The organism is Rhizobium sp. TH2 (assembly GCF_024707525.1).
Taxonomy (GTDB): domain Bacteria; phylum Pseudomonadota; class Alphaproteobacteria; order Rhizobiales; family Rhizobiaceae; genus Rhizobium_E.
Genome location: NZ_CP062233.1, coordinates 88,745 through 107,099 on the forward strand (window position 1 = coordinate 88,745; position 18,355 = coordinate 107,099).

Sequence of the window (18,355 nt, forward strand, 5' to 3'; positions counted from 1 at the left end):
GTTGCCATGGGCCACCTGCTAAGAAATTCGCGGAATGAAAGGCGAACATCTTTGGCGATGCGGGCGTTGCCAGCTTGTCCAGCGAATGTGCCCGGCCTGGGCATCGTCGCTCATCAGCTGGCCTCCTTAGGCATGCGCCTAACTGCGTACCGCGAGCGTTCGTATTTCCAATATTGATCACTCCCCTCTGCCAAATCGCTTCGAGCAGTCCGGACCGGGGCAGTTGTCAACATCGCGAAGGATGGTGGTTGGTCGCCGTCGCCTTCCGTCAGAGTCCGGCAATTACCTTCATCGAATGATCTGCCAGCGTGAAGCGATGCTTGCCCTTAGGTTATTTCGTTCCCGTGAATTCGAAGAACGCGGCGCTCGATGTGTCTTTTTGGAAGGCGGAACCGGAAGCTCGCTTGGCCGTTCGAATGGATTGCTCGTCGGGAATTGGAGATCTCATGCCTCTAAAAGCTGTCGCATTCAACGCTACTCTTAAAGCCGCCAGCTCGGAAGAGCCTTCTTCCACTGACCGGGTGTTGACGCTCATTCAAGAAGAGCTGAAGAAGTTCGACGTGGAGACTGAGTTGGTGCGGCTTGCCGAGTACAACATCAAACCCGGCGTGACATCTGATGAGGGCGAAGGCGACGACTGGCCGCCACTTCGGGAAAAACTTCTCAAATCCGACATCCTCATTCTGGGCACTCCTATCTGGCTTGGCCAGCCATCAAGCGTTTGCAAACGCGTGCTCGAGCGAATGGATGCTTTCCTTGAGGAAACCGACAAGCAGGGGCGCATGGTGTCCTACGGAATCGTCGCGTGCGTCGCCGTCGTCGGAAACGAGGATGGCGCTCACCATGTTTCGGCTGAGCTTTATCAAGCGCTCAACGATGTTGGCTTTACGATTCCTGCCAATGCAGTCGCCTACTGGGTTGGCGAAGCGATGAGCTCTGTGAATTTTGTAGACTTGCCCGAGGTGCCGGACGTTGTCACGAAATCCATTAGCATGTTGGCAAGGAATACGGCGCATCTGGCTCAACTCCTGAAGGACCAGGAATACCCGGGCGAATAAACGTTCATGGCGAGGAACAAGAGGCAAGTAGCCGCTGCTTTCACGGAAACCTGGACGCTCTCACCCTGCCTCCACGTTGGGATCGTCGGTGCGCGCGAAGGGCATCTTACTGGAACTGCGCGCTCACCTGTCCTTGGCAACGCGGAAGTCGCTAGATGTCAGTGGTAATATTTTAACTCTCGCAATGCCCGATGGATCCGACGATGAGTTTCGCTCGACCGCGCTCATCATTGCGCACTCCCTTGAGAATATAGAAAGCCTGCCGGTCATCCCTCGCGAGATTGAGGACATCTTGACGATCTCGACAACCGAGCGGCGGCGCTGGTTGGAAGACGGCCGCCTGCCCAGTGCCGGCACTCGAACAGTCAGATGGCGAGGTCGCGCAAGGCAGATCACGTTGCACGTTTTCGAGCCGAGGGTTGTAGAAGATCTGCTCAACAGCGGCACCGTCGATGAATGGCGTGAGGAAGACGTCGCTACCAGGTTGGAGAATAGGCGTCGGGCCGCATATCACGCGAAGCTCTCGCATGCGTCCAAGAAGGCAGGCAAAGCTAAGCTCAAGTCGGAACGGGGCCCTGAGGATGCTTCCTCGAAACTGGCCGGATGGGACGATTTCGGGCGGGACGGGCTCCTCCGCTAGCTTGCGGCCAGTGCTCATCGGGCGAAGTGCAGGTCGCCCGGCCGCTGAGATCACGTGCAATCCCTTCTTTCGGCGATATCTATCACCGAGCCATGGCGGCGGGGCGCGTGCGAAGTTGGCTTGCAAGTTCGGCTACGACGGTCTCCAACGCGTAGGGCTTGGAAAGGAAAATGACGCCTGCAGGTAAGGCATTTTCAGGAGGTATCGCCCGACCGGACGTGACTATGATTCCCATCGTTCGGGAAAATCCTGCGACCATGTCCACCAAGTCTAGACCGGAAAGTCCTCCGGGCATGTCGACATCGGTTACCACAGCATGGACATCGTACTTGGCTAGCATGGCAATCGCTTGAAGGACTGTTCGGGCCTCGACTACGGCGTAGTCTTCGTCCTCGAGGGCGGACACAAGCGCGAGCCGGATCAGGGGCTCGTCCTCGACGACGAGTACTGTGAGTTTAGATGACATCGTGATCGCCTGTCGCTCGATAGAGGGGCAACTCACCTCGACCGTTTCCAACCGATGCGTGGCCGACAGTCTTTGCTAACAATGTTAATAAAATGCAAAGCACCCGATTGGCTATGGCGGTTGAGCTGGCCCCGGAGAGAATTAATCGCCAGGTTCGAAGCCGCAGAGGAACTCTTACCTGTCGACCAGAAGCTCGACATTAACGGACTTATCATGAGTGCCGATCCAGTCTTAAGCAAAAGCGACATGGCTGTAAGCTTGTCATTGCGTCCAACGGACACTGCGAGGCGGGTGCCAACCAGTTGCACTTGACGAGCCGAAGGGAACAACTTGAGCTGCACAAACTTCTACGGTGATGAGAAACACGATCCGCCACCTAGCCCTTTCGACAGCTCTGACTCTCTGCAGTCCGGCTTTCGCAGCTTCGTTCGACGCGCAAGCTGTCAACGGTGCCGATATTGCCGCCTTGCCAGGTGAAGCGCCAAATGCAACACCCTCCGAGCCTGATCCCGCCATTGTCCATCTTCAGGTCCTGCTCGATCGAGCTGGTGCTTCGCCAGGAGTTATCGACGGATACTTCGGCGAAAACCTCAACAAGGCTGTCGCCGGGTTCGAGGCAATGCAGCATATGCCGGTCGATGGGAAGCTGGACAAGCAGGTGCTGGATAGGCTCGAGGACCAAATGCCTGTCATTCAACCGTATACAATCACGGCAGATGACGCCAAAGATTTGGTTGAGCGCATTCCAAAAGATTACGCGGAGCAGGCCAAAATGGAGCACCTGGCCTATACCAGCGTCGAGGAAAAACTCGCTGAACGGTTTCACATGGATGTGGGCCTGCTTAAGGCGCTCAATCCCTCCGCTGCCTTTACCCCAGGCGAAAAGATCGAAGTGGCTATGCCCGGCGCGGCAAAGTCCGGTACGGTCAAACGGATCGAAATTCGCAGAAGATCTGGAGAAGCGTTCGCGTTGGCGGAGGATGGATCGCTGCTCAGCGTGTATCCCGCCACCATCGGCAGTGAAGACTCCCCTTCCCCCAAAGGTACCCACAAGGTGAAGGGTGTCTCACGCATGCCAGTTTATTCCTACAATCCTAAGGTCAATTTCCAACAGGGCGACAATAAGAAAACATTAGAATTGCCAGGTGGCCCTAATGGTCCGGTTGGCACGGTTTGGATCGATTTGACGGAACCCACCTACGGTATCCATGGAACACCCGAGCCGGAACTCATCGACAAAGTCGGGTCGCATGGATGTGTTCGTTTGACCAATTGGGATGTCGAGGAGCTGGCAGACATGGTTAAGCCGGGGGTTGTCGTCAAATTCATCGACTAGCGGCTGATCTTGCTATCCAAAATCGACGGGCAGCAAGGGCGGGTTGTCTAGAGTCGGACGATAGGAAGCGCCCGGGAGCGCTTCCTTCGAACATTATAGAGATGCCCCGTCATGCTCTTCGGACGCACCGTGCATTCGTTCTTGCCAACCGTAAAACTCTGTGAAGAATTCAAGGCGGGAGGGAACTTCCATGAGAGGATCGGCATCGGGCAAATATCGGAGCCAAATCTGACACATCCATCGACGCCACCTTGGTGCCGATCAACTCCGTTAAGGGACCAAATGAGCGATGATAGGGAGTGACCTTCATTGTCACTGCGACCGAGCCATCTGTGTAGGTGAGTATATTTCCAAAAGTTGTCACTCCGAATACGAACGTAGCGATCAAAAAACGGAAGAAGAGCTGGCGGCACAGCACAAGCATGAGGGTGTCGAAGTTGCCCAGCCCTACGGGGGCGCCACGATCGAAGTGCCGGTGTTTTTTCGTCAGGAAAGCGATGCTATAGGGGGTCAAGTCCGCGTCTTCGAGATGTTCTTCCTGCAAACCCCAAGGTAGGTTTCCATCCTCCTGGCACATCTTTATGTCAGTCATCACTTTGTCGATTGCCAGATCGAAGGCATTCATCACCCCCGCGAACTTGATGCCGCGGACTTGATCTTCACCACCGATATCGTCCTAGAAGGCAGGCTCGTTGAGATCGAATTCGAACGCTAAAAGAAACAGGTGCGTTTCGTGATAGGCCTCCATTCGGTCTTCGTCGAAAGGACCAATGTCAAAATAGGTCTTGTTATACAGGTTCGTTAGGGCGGCAGAGGAGTAAGCATCGTGACCGATGTTCTTTAATGGGTTTCTCGGGTGGCTGTTCGGTCGGTAAGCTGCCGATCGTGTTTCCGATAGCGCTTGCCTGTGGATCGACCAAAAACACCAAGCGTCACACCCCCGCCGGTGGCGATCCCTTTGCCACACACGACGATTGCCGAAAGGATCTCTGACCCAAAGGTGACGCTGGACAACGGACGATCAATTAATTGGAGGTTCCGAAGGCGGTCTAGGAGTCAAAATGCCGCACGTGGCGGAGTTGCGCATGTGTATAATAACTTACATCGCATACACCCCACCACATTGGTGGTTTCCCGAATGGGAATAGCCGGACCCGCCCTTGCGAAAGCTTGGGCGGGTTTTGCATTTGAGTCCGACTGACCCTCAAATTCCGGTGAAGAAATCATCGAATGAAAGATCGGACTTTTCCATGTTTTTGATCAGTAGGGTATCTTTGCCGTATGTGATCAACAGATCATCGCCTTGCACCTTCAGGTGATGATCGAATAGGTTTCCGAATTCCGTTTCGTTGGTGACGAAATCGGAGAAGATCACGTCCAAGCCGTCTTCAAAGTCCTTGATCGTGTCGTGTTGGGTGTGGGCATTGAATTCGAAGATGTCGGCATTTGCACCCCCGATCATCAGATCATCTCCCTTGCCGCCCGCCAAATAGTCATCTCCATCTTTGCCTTTCAGGACATTGTCACCCTTGTTGCCGGTGATGGAGTTATTGCCTTCATTTCCGCTTCCATTCGTATCACCCTTGCCAAGTAGCCGAAGGTTTTCCAAATTTTCAGCGAGCGTGTAGCTGACTGTGGATTTGACCAAGTCCATGCCGTTGTCTTGCTGTTCGGCGATATCGATATTCGCACTCGAAATCAGGTAGGTATCAGCGGCCGATCCACCATCGACTTTGCCCTTCAGAGTCCCGTGACGGGTATCAAAAATATCTTGTCCAGCTCCAAGCTGTACGAAGCCATCGATGATTCCACGATTATAGACGGTGACATTGCCGCCCATGTCAGAGATTGCGGTGTCACCTTTGATCAGGCCACGATTTGATATCGTGCCGTTACCATCGTCCGTCAATTCGATGCCGAAATCGCCACCGCTGATCTTAGAGTTGTCGGCGTTCACAACGAGTGCATCGGTCGCCATAACTACTACGCCGGAATCCTGTCCTTGTATCTTGCCGTAATTCAGAACCGTCACGCTGTCGCCGGGTGAATAGACCGCATCCCCGCCCTTGATCGTCCCGGTGTTATGAACAAGTGCGCCATCATCGACATAAACCCCTGACAGTTTTCCGCTGATTTCACCGCCATTGTGAAACTTGAAATTGGCACCGGTTGCATAGAGTCCAGCGTTGGACGCCATCGACTCTACGACAGACCCCTTGGCGATCTTCAGAACAGTATCGTCAGCGAGAACCTCGATGATCTTCAGAGGATTTGAAACTTCTATGTCACCCTTAACGACAATGGTGTTGCCGGTGAAAGCATGATCAACAAAGATGGCGGAGTTGGCTCCGCTTGTGATATCAGCGCCTTCTGCCAAAACCCATTTTTCATCACTGGTATTGATGACCCACGTGTTTTCAAGATCGGTAGACTGTGTGTGCGTTGCCATTGGATGTTCCCACTTTTTGAGTTTTTTGTTTCGGTCCTTGGCGGAAGTGACGCCAAACTGAAACGGACATTACCCAATCAGAAAGACATGGATGTTCCTTGGGGAACTAAAGCGACACTTGCCGCCCGAAAAGGATATCTGAGCGGTCTCTTTCGCCGTTCGTACGGCGTCGAGGCGCCGTCTAAGGCCGTGTATTAGTCGCCAGTTGATGCAAACGTCCGTTTTACAGCGGTTACAACGGTCAAGACGTTGCACTGAAACATAAATTTGCAAATACTTTCTAGCTCGATTGCCCATGCGAGGCACCGAAGCCATGGATAAGGGAACAGATGACACTGAGGGAGTAAAACGATGGCACGCGTCACGGTTAGACTTTTTGAATCCATGTACACCGGCGATATGGATACGGATGACGTATATCTTGCTACCGGGAGGAAAACCAAAGCGGTTTTTATCGATAAGACCAGCGGCGACAAGGTAATTTTTGAAGGAGAGAAGCTCGATTATTCGCACGGCATTTTTGAAAGCGGGATTTTGGAAAAGATTACCGTGGTGGATGCGAACGGCGACACATTTAATATTATTGAAGACTTTAAGGTTGATGCGAGGTTCCTGTCTGGAACGACATTTGCAGAGCAACTATTTGATATGAACCCAAGACTCCTTTCGGGCAACTTGAAGGGCATTGGCACGAACGTTGAGGACGCAATACAAACCAGCGTAGGAAACGATATAATTTTAGGACGTGGCGGTGACGATTCCTTAGATGGCAAAGCCGGGAGCGATATACTAAGCGGCGGCCAAGGGAACGACACGTTCATATTCGCAGCCGGGTACGGAAAAGATACGATCAGGGATTTCGATGCCGATGGCGGTGTCGGATTTCAAGACTTGATTTCCGCGACGTTCGGCGACGTGGATGAAATCGTCAAATCCGGAAAAAACACGATCATCGACTTTGGTGGCGGCGACACCCTCACTCTCTTGAACATCAATCCCACGAAAATCGATGTGACCGACTTCGTATAAGGACGTTCTGGTCCAATGGCAGATACAACAAGCGGCCGCAAAGAACGAAGGTCCCGGTCATGAAAAATCGGGAGCGTTATCGCTCGCTTCGAAGGACCTTTGCCATTCCGGCAGTGCGCCAGAAACCAATTAGAATTCCGAAAATCAAACGCTTGTATTTTCGAAATCGATAATATTGAATTGCTCTAGCCAACCACGATCTTTGAGAGAAATGGTAAGCTATGACGATACAAAATCACGTCTTGACGGCAGACGAATTGGCCATGGTGCAGAGGGTCTATAATAACATCGTTTGCCAAGATTGGTTTGATCGAACGGATGAAAACGAAGAAGCGTGTGCAATTGATGTTCTCCATTTTTTTCATCAAGGCATGATCGTGGAAAGCATTCTCGCCCGCATATGCCAAAGTGCGGCAAAGGAAAAATTCACCAAGCCCGTTTGAATCCGTGTTAGATGGTATCTGAGGGGACCAGCACCGGGGAGGAAGTCATGACAGCGAATGGCAGCCATATCGGAAAGTGCTTCTGCGGGTCAGTTGAGATTGAGGTAAGTGGGGACCCGGCTGCCATGGGCTTTTGTCATTGCAGTTCGTGTCGAACATGGTCGGCGGGACCAGTAAACGCCTTCACGCTTTGGCCACCTGAGAAGGTTCCGATCGTCAAGGGCTTGAACACTCTCGTGGACTATCAAAAGACCGCCAACAGCAAGCGCATATGGTGTAAGATATGTGGCGGGCATCTTATGACCGAGCATCCGCTCTGGAATGTCACAGACGTTTATGCAGCAATCATTCCGACACTGCCGTTCCAAGCCGCGCTCCATGTAAACTATCAGGAGACGGTGCTGCCGATGGCGGACGGTTTGCCCAAATATCGGGACGTGCCAACGACCTTGGGCGGCACGGGAGAACTGATCGCAGTGTAAGTTCAAGTGCGCTGTCCTCCCGCTGACGGCATTTTAAGAAATCTCTGGCGCAATGGCGCCATGGCAAAGCGATCCAAACCTCCGAAGTCCGCACCGCTCAAACGCGATATCGACCTTCCGTTGGTCTCGCGACCGATCCTCCCACCCGATACGCGTCAGGCCCGTCTTCCATTCGATCCCATGCCAACGAGGATCGAGCCTTGCCTCGCGCGTCTGGCAGACAAGGTTCCTACCGGCGAGGAATGGCAATACGAGATCAAATTCGATGGCTATCGGCTCGCCATTCATGTCGAGCTCAATGGCATCCGTATTATCACGCGTGGCGGGCACAACTGGACTGATCGCTTTGCGGGGATTGCGGCCGCCGCGCGGGAATTCAGTCCGCGGACGCTCATTCTCGATGGCGAGGCGGTCGTGCTGGACGAGCGGGGCCGGTCAAGTTTCTCCGCGCTGCAAGAAGGCGCTCGGCGGCCGAGGCGGCAAGCGCAATGCCGGTGAGGCGATCTTGTATGCCTTCGATCTGCTTTATCTCGATGGCTATGACCTGACGAAGCTCGGCCAACACGAGCGCCGGGAGATGCTGCAGGATCTTCTCGAGGGCCACGATGGTGCAATCAGGCTGTCGGAAACAATCGAGGCCGACGGCGATGAGCTTCTGAAGCACGCCTGCGAGTTGGGTTTGGAAGGCATCATCGCCAAGCACGAGGATCGCCCCTACCGATCCGGCCGTACCGGTGACTGGCTCAAGATCAAATGCGTCCAGAGCGACAGCTTCGTTATCGTCGGCTATGACCCGTCGACCGCAGTCCCGGGTGCGATTGCCAGTCTCCTCCTCGCCGCCAAGCGAAAGGGTGGTTTGATCTATGTCGGTGGGGTCGGCACCGGCTTCAAGCGGACGCAAGCGATCGCACTTCGGCGGCAGCTCGACGCCATTCGCACGCCAAAACCTGTCGTCTCGACGAAGGGCAAGAACATGGTCTGGGTCGAGCCGAAGCTCGTGGCGGAGATCGAATATCGCGGTTGGACCGATGATCTCAGTTTGCGCCATGCCTCCTTCAAAGGCCTGCGAGATATCGAAGACACTGGGGAAATCTTCTCGATCAATTCGCTGCCCCTTGATCGCTGAGCTCAGCCGGCTATATGAGGCCCATCACCCGTATTGACGGCTTCCTTTCCGAACTTTCGGATGTTCGAAGCTGTCCGGGTCAAGGGCGCTCCCCCTAAAGGGTCGAGCGCCCTTTTCATTTGGCGTGAATCTTGGTCAGAGACATGTCGGTCACCCCGGTCTTTACCAGACCGTCATTTAGGCTCCAGAGACGAGCTCAGTCGGAATGCCATGGCTCACAAGTCTCGTGATCTCGATTTGCGAGGCTTCCTCGGTATAGAGGACACGGACAGTCGAGCCGGCGTCTGCCAATGCCTGCGCTTTGGCAAAGGCATCCTCGAATTCGAGCGGGTCAGCATCCGCAGCAGGAGTGCTTTCGTTCACGAGGTAGAAGCGCGCATCGCGTATGTCGCCGGTCATCACCAATCCTCCCTTGCCTGAATCTCGGCCTCAAAGCTAATCGACCGACTCAACGCGTCGGGTGGCCAAAGGATGCATGCGAGGCATGCTTTTATTTATTTCGGGTTGGATCACGATCAGCTCCTTCATCGTTCCGCTTGCCGGCTGTGCACATGGACATCTGGATATGAGGATGTTTGAATAGTCCGGTGTACGACGAGACCGGTGACGTCAGGGTACGGCTGAATGGCATTACAGTTCGATATGTTTTTGGATGAAGACGGCCAGCAGCCGCCAAAGCGCCGTCTTGGCACGACTTCAATCCGACATGCCCCTGTGGTGACCGAGGCCGGTATGGTCCAGCATCTCACAGAGACAGGCCGATACCGCATTCTGAGAAAGCTCGAGCCGAAAGCCGTTGCCGAATTTATCCGTCCGGAGTTCCCGTTGCGCGGCGTGATCCTGGACACCGAGACCACAGGACTTGATCATCGCAAGGATGAAGTCATCGAGATTGGTGCGATTGCCTTCACCTTCGATGCCGCCGGCAACATTGGCGATGTCACTGGCCTCTATGGTGGACTGCAGCAGCCCGGCATTCCGATACCGGCCGAGATCACAAAGCTCACGGGAATCACCGACGAGATGGTGGCGGGGCAGATCATCGACACCGCCGCGCTGCGAAACCTCATCGACCCGGCCGATCTAATCATTGCCCATAATGCCGGCTTCGATCGGCCATTTTGCGAGGCCTTCTCGCCGATCTTCGCCGACAAAGCCTGGGCGTGCTCGAACTCCGAAATCCAATGGCCGTCCCGCGGCTTTGAAGGCACGAAACTCGGATATCTCATCGGCCAGGCGGGCTATTTCCACGATGGTCATCGCGCGGTGGACGACTGTTTTGCACTGCTCGAGGTGCTGGCGCGTGAGGCGGAAGGCATTCCCGAGACAGCATTTGCCGAACTCTACCAGGCGAGCCAGCGGTCCCGCGTTCGCATCTTCGCCGAAAACAGTCCCTTCGACATGAAGGACCACCTCAAGGCGCGGGGCTACCGGTGGTCGGATGGCAGCGACGGCCGGCCCAAATCCTGGTGGGTCGAACTGGCCGAGGAGCTGCTGGACGACGAACTGCTCTATCTCCGCGCCGAGATCTACCGTTGGCCGGATGCCGATCCACCGATCCGCAGGCTGACGGCATTCGACCGGTTCAAGGCCTGAGCAGACCACATTCAGAAGATTTCGGCACGGCATGCAATTTCTGCATGCCTGAGGTGCCATCTTATCCATTATTTGGGAGGCTTGCCCGACCTATATCAACGTCATCGAAACGACGCCGGGACTGAACAAGCGGTAGCAAGCGTCACATCCTCTCGAAAGGGGACTATCATGAACGTTGCACGCACCTGCACCAACTGGGTCAAGTTTCGCCAGACCGTGAGCGAACTCGGCCGCATGTCGAGCCGCGAACTCCAGGATCTTGGCATCGACCGCGCCGATATCCGTCGCATCGCTCGAGGCTCGGCCTTCTGATTGAATTCAAAGTTCGAGCGGCTCACTCCTCCTCCCAAAGGGGCCGTTCGTCGGAATAGCGATACTCCTCCCCTGATCGCTATTCCACTTTATGAAGCCTGCCGCACCTCCTCCCGCGGCAGGCTTTTTCGTTTGAGCGATTTCCAGCCGCTTGCGCCGTGTTGAGATCGGTTCAGCAAGACTCCTGCACCGTTTTGTTGCATAGGTTACTCGACGCGCGATTCCTTGGGCAAGGCGAAATCGGTCAGCGATGACACACGGAAAAACCGGCTCCGCGAAAATCCCCCATCAAACGTGGACGTCTCCGATGGCAAGCTCGCCTTCCTCGTCCTTTGTAACCACGGCGACGCCAATTAGAACCGCGTAGAGCGCAATCACAATTCCAAAAACGACATACCCCGGCAACGGGCCAAGCGCAGCGTTGTTGACTGCCTCCAGGACCGAGGCGGTGAATTCTCGATTAGAGCCCTCGTCTTGCAGCTTGGGCGTCGAGATTTTCAGTATCCAGGCGAGCAGAAGTATCAGCAAGATATGGATGTAGTTTCTTTGCAAGCGACGGGCAAAAGCGATCCGCCTGGTGATCAAGAACTTAGGTGACCGGAGGGTCTCGCCGAGAATGAGCAGCCAGTTGGACGCAAAATCCGGCTGTGGTGAGAAGATTTGCGCGAAGTAGTGTCGCTCGAATTGCCGCACGCGGCTTCGATAAACGTCGAAAAATCGATAGCGGCGTGCCTCAATCCACAGCAGCACAAGAATAATCAGCATGGCGAATATGAGCACCCCATGATGCGAGCTTGGCGTTGACAGCGAAACCGAAAGCATGGCGGCCGCGACCGTAAGCGCCCAGTTGGTCGTTCGGTCGAGACGATCGCGCCACCCCGCCATACGGGCGATCTCAGCGCGATGGAAATGTGACATCGTCGTTATGAATTCGGATGAGGTCAGGGTTGCGTCCGGGAGGCTGGGGCCGGGTAATGGGGTGGGTTCCGACATGGCTCTTCTCCTTCACACTGACCAAACCAACAAAAGCATAGGGACCGCCACGGCAATCACAAGCAAAGAGAGGGGGAGGCCCAGGCGCCAGTAATCCCCGAAGCGATAGCCACCGGGGCCCATAACCAGTGTATTGCACTGGTGCCCAATCGGCGTGAGGAAATCACATCCTGCGCCGATTGCGACCGCCATCAGGAAGGCATCCGGCGCGAAACCAAGTTTGTCAGCGAAAGTAGCAGCAATCGGCGCCATGACGAGCACAGTCGCCGCGTTGTTGAGGAAAGGCGTGACGGCCATCGCCGCAATCAGGATCAGGGCCAGAGCACCGTAGGGCGGCAGAACAGCGGCGGTGGTTGATAGCAGTCCAGCAATGACATCGGTTGTTCCAGTCGTGCGCAACGCATCACTGACCGGGATGAGGGCCGCGAGCATAATCAAGATGGGAGCATCCAGGTAGCTATAGACGTCACGCAGTGGCATCGCACCCGTTACGACGATCAGGAATGCCGCAGCAAAGAATGCTGCTGCCACCGGCACTCCCCCAAAGGCTGTGCCAGCCATTGCCAGAGCCAGAATGGCGATCGGCACTATTCCGTTTCGCACGCTCCCAAGGCGCACGTCACGTTGGACAAGTGGCAAGCAATCCCACTCCCGCAATAGGTCCGGAAGCGTTTTCAGATGGCCTTGAAGGACCAGCACATCGCCGTTCCGGATCTTGATGTCGCCGAGCCGCTCCACGAAACGTTGACCGCGCCGGCTCAGAGCCAGAACGCTGAGGCCAGCATTGTGAAGCAAATATAGGTCTTTTGCACTATTTCCGATCAGACGTGAATTCTCGCCGACAATCGCTTCCACAGCGCCGGTCTCCGCCGTACTGGCGGGCTTGGCATCGCCCTGGGCTTTGAGCTTTAGCTTCCCCTGGCTCACTATTTTGTCGAGGGCTTCTTGCTCACCTTCGAGCAGAAGAGCATCCCCTAGCTTCAGTGTATTGTCTGGAAGGGGCGCGCGCTTGTTGCCGCCTTCACCGATGATGGCAATGATCATAGCATTTCCACTGCCGAATTTTTGCAGTGCGCCGACCGAACCTGCTGCGGCGAGCGTTTGCTCGGTAACCGCCGCCTCCGTCGTGTAGTTCTTGATCGCCACTGCTTCGTGGAGCGCTCGGTCAGCACTGCTCCTCGCAGGAAGAAGCTTATAGCAGAATACGAGGAACAGGAGGCCGACGATGGCCGGAGTGTAGTCGAACATGGTGAAGGGCGCGCCGGTGATCTCCTCGCGAACTCGTGAGACGATGATATTTGGCGAGGTGCCGATCTGCGTCATCAGCCCACCCAGCAAGGAAGCAAATGACATCGGCATCAGGAACATCGACGGAGACACGTTCGATGCTCGGGCCATCTGCATGGCGACAGGAATCATAATTGCAAGGGCGCCGATATTCTTGACGAAGGCCGATAGAAGGGCAACGACCGCTACGAGGATGAGAAGCTGGGTCCGGGGGCCTCGCCGTTCTGGCTTCAAACCACGGAGTGCGACATCCGTGATTCCCGAGCGCGAAATCGCACCACTGATGACCAGGGCGCTGCCCACGATGATAACAATGTCATCCGCCAAGGGACCGGCGTCGGCACGAGAATCGTGACCGCCATGGCGAAGAGCATGGGTGCGACCATTGACTACATCTCCAAGTCCCCCGGAACGGCTGCGCGCCTTTCGTTTCCGCTTGCCCCTGCGTGACACTTTAAGACTGGTCGCAACCCGCAAATTGATTCATAGATCCATCGTGGAGGCACGATGAAAACCATATTCAATAATTCCATAATCGCTTTGTTGCCGTTTGCCGTCCTTCAGCTCGGTGTGGATGTAGCGTTCGCGCAAACAAAGATCGCGACTGGCATCACCGAGCCGGTCAATCTGCCAGCATTCGATCCCTCGGCCCCAACCTGCGCGAGACCTGCCGGGTTGTCGCGGAAGTTGATCTTCTTCCAGGACAATAGTAGGGAGTTCATGCAAGGCGTGCGCTTCGGGCTGGAACAGGCGGCCAAGGCGCGCGCTCTGAGCTTCACTGTTGATCTGGCAAACGATGATGCGTCGAAAATGGCTGAGGGAGTCGATAAAGCGGTAAAATCGAAGACAGGCGCCCTCGTGGCGGCCCCGGTGGATGCAATCGGGCTGGCACCTCATCTTCAAGCCGCGATCACTTCCGGAACGTATGTCGGCACCGTGGTGCCACCGCCGGCCGTCACCATTCTTAACGCACCGCAATACCTGACAGGCGAGCGGTTGGCATTGGCAGCCTCCGACTACATCGTCCACGAACTGGGAGGACAGGCCAACGTCGTTCTGTTGACGCATGACAGCCTCCAATTCTTGTCCCCTCGCTTTAAGGCAATGCGAGACGTGCTCGGAAAGCTTCCCGGCGTGACCATCGTTGCTGACATCTCCCCCGCCACCGTTAATATGGAGGGCGGCTATGAGACAATGAAGCTAATCCTACTCGCTCACCCTAAAATCGATGTCGTACTCGGCGCAGACACAGTCGTTCTCGGCGCGCTGAAGGCGCTAAAAGAGGCAGGGCTTGCGTCGACGCGTCAGTTCCTAGGTGGCATCGATGGCGAGCCCGCCGCAGTTTCGGAATTAAAGGATAGCCAAAGCCCGTATAAGGTAAGCGTTAGCCTAGCCTCGCCCGTCTTTGGTTACGCTCTGGGCCACTACGCAGCAGACTGGCTGGAAGGCAAGAGTGTTCCCCAGGCAATGGACGTCCTTCCTAAGGTGCTCACGCCAGACATTTTGGCGGACTACGAAGCGGACTTGAAAGATCCTGCTTCGGTCTTCTCAGACCCGGAAAAACATAAGGAATATTTGAGGGAATATGGGAACATCTGTTTTGACTCCCGGGATCGATTCTTGAATTTTCCTTGGTCATCGGATCGTTGACTGTGTGCGATGAGCCTCGGCGGATAACTTGATCAGTCGCTCGCTCCTCCCTATTGGAACCTCTCCCTCTCGGACAAATAGCAAAAGCCCTGGGTCAGGCGTCCCTCGGGCACCCACATCAGGCAAACAGATGTCAATCGGTGCGTCGTATGTCTACCGAGGTGGCGAGCGTGCCAATGAGCTATTTCTCGGACTCGAGCCCTATTCCAGAAAACCGGGGAATTCGCATGGGAATCGGACGGGTCGATCCGACGCCTGAAGAGATAGATTGGTTGTGGATATTCCTGAAAATACCGATGGCCCATGAAAATAGGAAACCACCCAGCGGCCTCCTCACGCAGTTGTAGCTGGGACTTACGACTTCCGATGTGCGCGAGTCTCATGCTGCTCTAGAAACTTCTGAAAATCATTTCCAGACATCGGTCTGCCAAAGCGGTAGCCCTGAGCTGCAGGGCACCCAAACTTCCGCAAGGCTGTCTCTTGCTCCGCGGTTTCGATCCCCTCGGCGATGGTCAGTAGCCCGAGCTCGCCGCTCATTGTAATCAGCGCCTTCGTGATCGCGGCATCTTGCGGACGCGTTTGGATGTCATGAACAAAACCCCGGTCGATCTTGAGCGTCGTCAGCGGGTATCGTTGGAGCGAACTCAGCGACGCATATCCAGTTCCAAAGTCGTCGAACGCAATTCCGACGCCCATGGCGCGCAAGGCGGTCATGGCTTCCAGAGATTTGTCGTCGTCGTGAAGGGCTACGCTTTCTGTGACCTCAAGTTCGAGATCCCCCGGATCGATACCATACTTTTCGATGACCTCCGCGACCTTGCGGCATAGGTTCGGGGACCGCATTTGCGCTGGAAACAGGTTAACCCCCATCTTTATCGGATGCCCCGCCGAGGTCAGGGATGCCACCTGCCGGCATGCCTCGTCGAGAGTCCACCAACCGATCTCCAGGGCGAGCGCGCTTTGGTTTAACGCCGGCAGAAAAGCGCCGGGAAGCAGCAAACCTCGTTGTGGGTGGTTCCATCTGATCAGCGCCTCACAGCCGAAGACCTCGCCAGTATCGAGGTAGACCTGGGGCTGGTAGTGCATCACCAGTTCTTGGTCCCGAAGCGCTCTGTTCAGTTCATCTCTCAGAGACCGCCGGGCGACATCGTCACTGCGCATTGAGGGTTCGAATATCCGGATACTTCGCTTTCCAGCGGCCTTCGCACGATAAAGCGCGAAGTCCGCGCTCGCGATCAACTCCTCCTCGTCAGCGCCGTGGGCGGGAGACATCGCGTAGCCAATGCTTGTGCTGAGGTCCAGCACGTGACCGCCAATGTCGAATGGAGCCGAAAACCCTTCCATGATCGCGGACACTTCACGAGACGCCACGATCGGATCGCCCAGATCGGGGATCAGGATAGCGAAGTCGTCGCCGCCGAAGCGCGCTACCTCGCAACCAGGTTTGAGCATATAGGGCAACCTGACACCAACCGCCTGAAGCAGCGAGTCGCCGACGCCGTGGCCATGGGTGTCGTTTACGTCCTTCAGACCGTCAAGATCCATCAGGATCACCGTGGCCGGCCGGCCGGCGGCAAACTCGGCTTTCAGCAGATCGGTAAACCGGTGGCGATTGTGCAGACCAGTCAGCGTATCCTGGCTAGCCAGACGAAGCAGCCGGCTATCGCGATCCCGGCGTTCGGAAATGTCCTTGATGATAGCGCCTGCGAAAATTCTGTCTTTGTCATGCCAAATGGAAAGCGTGATTTCGATTGGAAACTCGGTCCCATCTTTACGGATTGCTGAGACTTCGACCGTCTTGCCGCCCAGGTTTGGCTTTTCACCTGCCGCCACCCTTGCAAGTCCACTGGTATGAGCGCCGCGCATCCGTTCCGGAATGATGATGGTTATTGGCTGGCCGAGCATCTCATTGTCGGAATACCCAAATAGCTTCAACGCTGACGCGTTCACGAATTCAATGCGGCCTTCGCCGCTAATTGAAATCAGAGAGAGATGCGTAGCGCGGGCAAAGTTCGATGCGATCTCGTTGTCCGCAGGGATAGAGGACATGACCTCATACGGTTGAATTGGACCCGAGGTTGTCTGATCGGCCGATGCCCATCGTCCCTTCCAGCAGCTTTGGCCCGGTAACACGCCTCGTCGGCGAGCGACATGAGCTTGGAAGCGCTGGTCTCGTCACCCGTGATGAACTTTGTACCGACGCTAACGCCAACGCGAAATACTGAGTGCCCAAATTGGAAGGCGTGTTCACCAATTGACTTCGTAATGATGTCGCAAAAGTCGTAAGCTGCGCGACCGTCGGTATCGGCAAGCAAAAGCCCGAATTCATCTCCCCCAAGGCGCGCCACAATGTTGCCTGTGCCGCAGCACTCGACGAGACTTTGCGAAATTCCCTGGAGAACCTTGTCGCCCGCCGCATGCCCCGCGCCATCATTGACCATTTTGAAATGGTCGAGGTCTAACATGCAAAGCGTATGCCCCCGGCCCTCAAGGCGCGCAGCGGTTACCGCTTGGTCGATCGCGGCCTCGAAAAAGATCCTGTTTGGCAGCCCTGTCAGAGGATCGTGCGTTGCTGCATGGTGCAGGCGCGCCTTGTACTCATGTTCATCCGTAGTGTCGCGGATAACCGCTACAAAACCTGTCAGCAGACCTCTGATCATTACCGGGGATATTGAACAGTGTGCCCGCCTGCGCGACCCATCGCGCTGGACGACCTCGGCTTCCTTCCAAAATGTCGAACCGTTCTCCAGCGCCCTGGCGTGGGTCACCACCGAGTGAGCGATTGGAATGTCCGCCGCCGAGCGGAGATCAAGAACCTCGGAAAGATTTCGGCCGACCGCATCGTCCGCTGACCAGCCGGTTAGTTCGGCCGCCGACTGGTTGAAACTGGTGATCAATCCGCCAGAATCCAGGCAGACAAGGCCCTCGCCGATTGATCTGAGCGTCACGAGCAGCCGCTCCTTCTCTTCGGCCAGAGCGAGTTCAGTTTCTTTCAAGGATGAGATGTCGGTGTCGGTGCCGAGTATTCTCGCAACCCGTCCGTCGGGCAGCCACGCAATCGGTCGGCCTCGGCTCAGTATCCAGATCCAGTGCCCATCACGGTGCCGCTCGCGGTATTCAAAGGAGTTGACCTGGAGTTCGCCCGTGTTCTGCCGCATGGTAGTTTCGTCTATGCGCTTCCTGTCATCTGGATGAACGCGGTCGATCCACGGACCGGCAACAATGTCCACGTCATCGTCTGGCATATAGCCGCGAAGCGTTTTCCATGTGGCCGAGTAGCGAACCGTTCCGGAGGCGAGATCGTGATCCCACACGCCTTGCTCCGCTCCCTGCAAGGCCGTTTCCAGCCGTTCCACCTCTTCGCGTAGCGCGTCAAAGTCCAGATGGGCTGCCTTCTTGGCAATCATTTTGGTTTCTCCCCAGCGCAATATTCACGCATGCTAAAGCATGCCTGAAAGGGGTGAACTGAACGTTACTTGTAGAAGCTC

General features: G+C 55.7%; 17 protein-coding genes and 1 pseudogene. 10 read left to right on the top strand and 8 right to left on the bottom strand.

The window, feature by feature from the left end:
- Window positions 1-446 precede the first annotated feature (446 nt).
- Together IHQ71_RS30490 and IHQ71_RS30495 are read left to right on the top strand one after the other, a co-directional pair.
- Window positions 447-1,058: a flavodoxin family protein gene (locus IHQ71_RS30490; RefSeq protein WP_258163490.1), complete on the top strand. Its 612-nt coding sequence runs from the start codon at window positions 447-449 to the stop codon at window positions 1,056-1,058.
- Between the two features lie 34 nt (window positions 1,059-1,092).
- On the top strand, window positions 1,093-1,698 hold the full coding sequence (locus tag IHQ71_RS30495) for a hypothetical protein (protein ID WP_374990086.1): 606 nt from the start codon (window positions 1,093-1,095) through the stop codon (window positions 1,696-1,698).
- Window positions 1,699-1,780: 82 nt separating this feature from the next.
- Here the strand turns inward: IHQ71_RS30495 and IHQ71_RS30500 are convergent, their stop codons facing one another.
- Entirely contained in the window at window positions 1,781-2,164 is a 384-nt protein-coding gene (locus IHQ71_RS30500) for a response regulator (RefSeq protein WP_258163462.1), read from the bottom strand.
- A gap of 355 nt (window positions 2,165-2,519) precedes the next feature.
- Between IHQ71_RS30500 and IHQ71_RS30505 the strand changes: the two genes are divergently transcribed.
- The gene (locus IHQ71_RS30505; protein ID WP_258163463.1) at window positions 2,520-3,500 is read left to right on the top strand and encodes a L,D-transpeptidase; all 981 of its coding nucleotides are present in this window, start codon (window positions 2,520-2,522) and stop codon (window positions 3,498-3,500) included.
- A gap of 169 nt (window positions 3,501-3,669) precedes the next feature.
- Here the strand turns inward: IHQ71_RS30505 and IHQ71_RS30510 are convergent, their stop codons facing one another.
- Both IHQ71_RS30510 and IHQ71_RS30515 read right to left on the bottom strand, forming a co-directional pair.
- Window positions 3,670-4,125, bottom strand: coding sequence for a hypothetical protein (locus IHQ71_RS30510; protein WP_258163464.1), 456 nt, complete (start codon window positions 4,123-4,125; stop codon window positions 3,670-3,672).
- A 579-nt stretch (window positions 4,126-4,704) separates the two neighbouring features.
- Window positions 4,705-5,949, bottom strand: a complete 1,245-nt coding sequence (locus IHQ71_RS30515; protein WP_258163465.1) for a calcium-binding protein — start codon at window positions 5,947-5,949, stop codon at window positions 4,705-4,707.
- A 351-nt stretch (window positions 5,950-6,300) separates the two neighbouring features.
- Between IHQ71_RS30515 and IHQ71_RS30520 the strand changes: the two genes are divergently transcribed.
- From IHQ71_RS30520 to ligD, 4 genes and pseudogenes are all read left to right on the top strand, one after another.
- On the top strand, window positions 6,301-6,978 hold the full coding sequence (locus IHQ71_RS30520) for a hypothetical protein (RefSeq protein ID WP_258163466.1): 678 nt from the start codon (window positions 6,301-6,303) through the stop codon (window positions 6,976-6,978).
- Between the two features lie 221 nt (window positions 6,979-7,199).
- Window positions 7,200-7,421, top strand: a complete 222-nt coding sequence (locus IHQ71_RS30525; RefSeq protein ID WP_258163467.1) for a hypothetical protein — start codon at window positions 7,200-7,202, stop codon at window positions 7,419-7,421.
- 47 nt (window positions 7,422-7,468) lie between these two features.
- Entirely contained in the window at window positions 7,469-7,903 is a 435-nt protein-coding gene (locus tag IHQ71_RS30530; RefSeq protein ID WP_258163468.1) for a GFA family protein, read from the top strand.
- Window positions 7,904-7,963: 60 nt separating this feature from the next.
- Window positions 7,964-9,029: pseudogene (gene ligD / locus IHQ71_RS30535) on the top strand (non-homologous end-joining DNA ligase).
- A gap of 177 nt (window positions 9,030-9,206) precedes the next feature.
- On the opposite strand, the gene IHQ71_RS30540 reads toward ligD, so the two are convergent.
- Window positions 9,207-9,428, bottom strand: coding sequence for a hypothetical protein (locus IHQ71_RS30540; protein WP_258163469.1), 222 nt, complete (start codon window positions 9,426-9,428; stop codon window positions 9,207-9,209).
- A 225-nt stretch (window positions 9,429-9,653) separates the two neighbouring features.
- Here IHQ71_RS30540 and IHQ71_RS30545 point away from each other — a divergent pair, with 225 nt between their 5' ends.
- Together IHQ71_RS30545 and IHQ71_RS30550 are read left to right on the top strand one after the other, a co-directional pair.
- Window positions 9,654-10,625, top strand: coding sequence for a 3'-5' exonuclease (locus IHQ71_RS30545; RefSeq protein WP_258163470.1), 972 nt, complete (start codon window positions 9,654-9,656; stop codon window positions 10,623-10,625).
- Window positions 10,626-10,793: 168 nt separating this feature from the next.
- Window positions 10,794-10,937: a DUF1127 domain-containing protein gene (locus tag IHQ71_RS30550; RefSeq protein WP_258163471.1), complete on the top strand. Its 144-nt coding sequence runs from the start codon at window positions 10,794-10,796 to the stop codon at window positions 10,935-10,937.
- A 288-nt stretch (window positions 10,938-11,225) separates the two neighbouring features.
- On the opposite strand, the gene IHQ71_RS30555 is transcribed toward IHQ71_RS30550, so the two are convergent.
- On the bottom strand, window positions 11,226-11,930 hold the full coding sequence (locus tag IHQ71_RS30555) for a DUF2270 domain-containing protein (protein WP_258163472.1): 705 nt from the start codon (window positions 11,928-11,930) through the stop codon (window positions 11,226-11,228).
- Window positions 11,931-11,942: 12 nt separating this feature from the next.
- Window positions 11,943-13,544: an SLC13 family permease gene (locus IHQ71_RS30560; RefSeq protein WP_258163473.1), complete on the bottom strand. Its 1,602-nt coding sequence runs from the start codon at window positions 13,542-13,544 to the stop codon at window positions 11,943-11,945.
- 180 nt (window positions 13,545-13,724) lie between these two features.
- Between IHQ71_RS30560 and IHQ71_RS30565 the strand changes: the two genes are divergently transcribed.
- A complete protein-coding gene (locus tag IHQ71_RS30565; RefSeq protein WP_258163474.1) occupies window positions 13,725-14,867 on the top strand; it encodes a sugar ABC transporter substrate-binding protein in 1,143 nt (380 codons plus the stop codon).
- Window positions 14,868-15,221: 354 nt separating this feature from the next.
- On the opposite strand, the gene IHQ71_RS30570 is transcribed toward IHQ71_RS30565, so the two are convergent.
- Window positions 15,222-16,916, bottom strand: coding sequence for a bifunctional diguanylate cyclase/phosphodiesterase (locus IHQ71_RS30570; protein ID WP_258163475.1), 1,695 nt, complete (start codon window positions 16,914-16,916; stop codon window positions 15,222-15,224).
- Window positions 16,850-18,274: a diguanylate cyclase domain-containing protein gene (locus IHQ71_RS30575; RefSeq protein ID WP_258163476.1), complete on the bottom strand. Its 1,425-nt coding sequence runs from the start codon at window positions 18,272-18,274 to the stop codon at window positions 16,850-16,852. The genes IHQ71_RS30570 and IHQ71_RS30575 overlap by 67 nt, the downstream gene beginning before the upstream one ends.
- Window positions 18,275-18,355 lie beyond the last annotated feature (81 nt).

What these genes read in the sequence shown, in the direction of transcription:
- IHQ71_RS30490 (WP_258163490.1), top strand. Translation starts at nt 447, where the DNA reads ATGCCTCTAAAAGCTGTCGCATTCAACGCTACTCTTAAAGCCGCCAGC.
- IHQ71_RS30500 (WP_258163462.1), bottom strand. Translation starts at nt 2,164, where the DNA reads ATGTCATCTAAACTCACAGTACTCGTCGTCGAGGACGAGCCCCTGATC.
- IHQ71_RS30505 (WP_258163463.1), top strand. Translation starts at nt 2,520, where the DNA reads ATGAGAAACACGATCCGCCACCTAGCCCTTTCGACAGCTCTGACTCTC.
- IHQ71_RS30510 (WP_258163464.1), bottom strand. Translation starts at nt 4,125, where the DNA reads ATGAATGCCTTCGATCTGGCAATCGACAAAGTGATGACTGACATAAAG.
- IHQ71_RS30515 (WP_258163465.1), bottom strand. Translation starts at nt 5,949, where the DNA reads ATGGCAACGCACACACAGTCTACCGATCTTGAAAACACGTGGGTCATC.
- IHQ71_RS30520 (WP_258163466.1), top strand. Translation starts at nt 6,301, where the DNA reads ATGGCACGCGTCACGGTTAGACTTTTTGAATCCATGTACACCGGCGAT.
- IHQ71_RS30525 (WP_258163467.1), top strand. Translation starts at nt 7,200, where the DNA reads ATGACGATACAAAATCACGTCTTGACGGCAGACGAATTGGCCATGGTG.
- IHQ71_RS30530 (WP_258163468.1), top strand. Translation starts at nt 7,469, where the DNA reads ATGACAGCGAATGGCAGCCATATCGGAAAGTGCTTCTGCGGGTCAGTT.
- IHQ71_RS30540 (WP_258163469.1), bottom strand. Translation starts at nt 9,428, where the DNA reads ATGACCGGCGACATACGCGATGCGCGCTTCTACCTCGTGAACGAAAGC.
- IHQ71_RS30545 (WP_258163470.1), top strand. Translation starts at nt 9,654, where the DNA reads ATGGCATTACAGTTCGATATGTTTTTGGATGAAGACGGCCAGCAGCCG.
- IHQ71_RS30550 (WP_258163471.1), top strand. Translation starts at nt 10,794, where the DNA reads ATGAACGTTGCACGCACCTGCACCAACTGGGTCAAGTTTCGCCAGACC.
- IHQ71_RS30555 (WP_258163472.1), bottom strand. Translation starts at nt 11,930, where the DNA reads ATGTCGGAACCCACCCCATTACCCGGCCCCAGCCTCCCGGACGCAACC.
- IHQ71_RS30565 (WP_258163474.1), top strand. Translation starts at nt 13,725, where the DNA reads ATGAAAACCATATTCAATAATTCCATAATCGCTTTGTTGCCGTTTGCC.
- IHQ71_RS30570 (WP_258163475.1), bottom strand. Translation starts at nt 16,916, where the DNA reads ATGTCCTCTATCCCTGCGGACAACGAGATCGCATCGAACTTTGCCCGC.
- IHQ71_RS30575 (WP_258163476.1), bottom strand. Translation starts at nt 18,274, where the DNA reads ATGATTGCCAAGAAGGCAGCCCATCTGGACTTTGACGCGCTACGCGAA.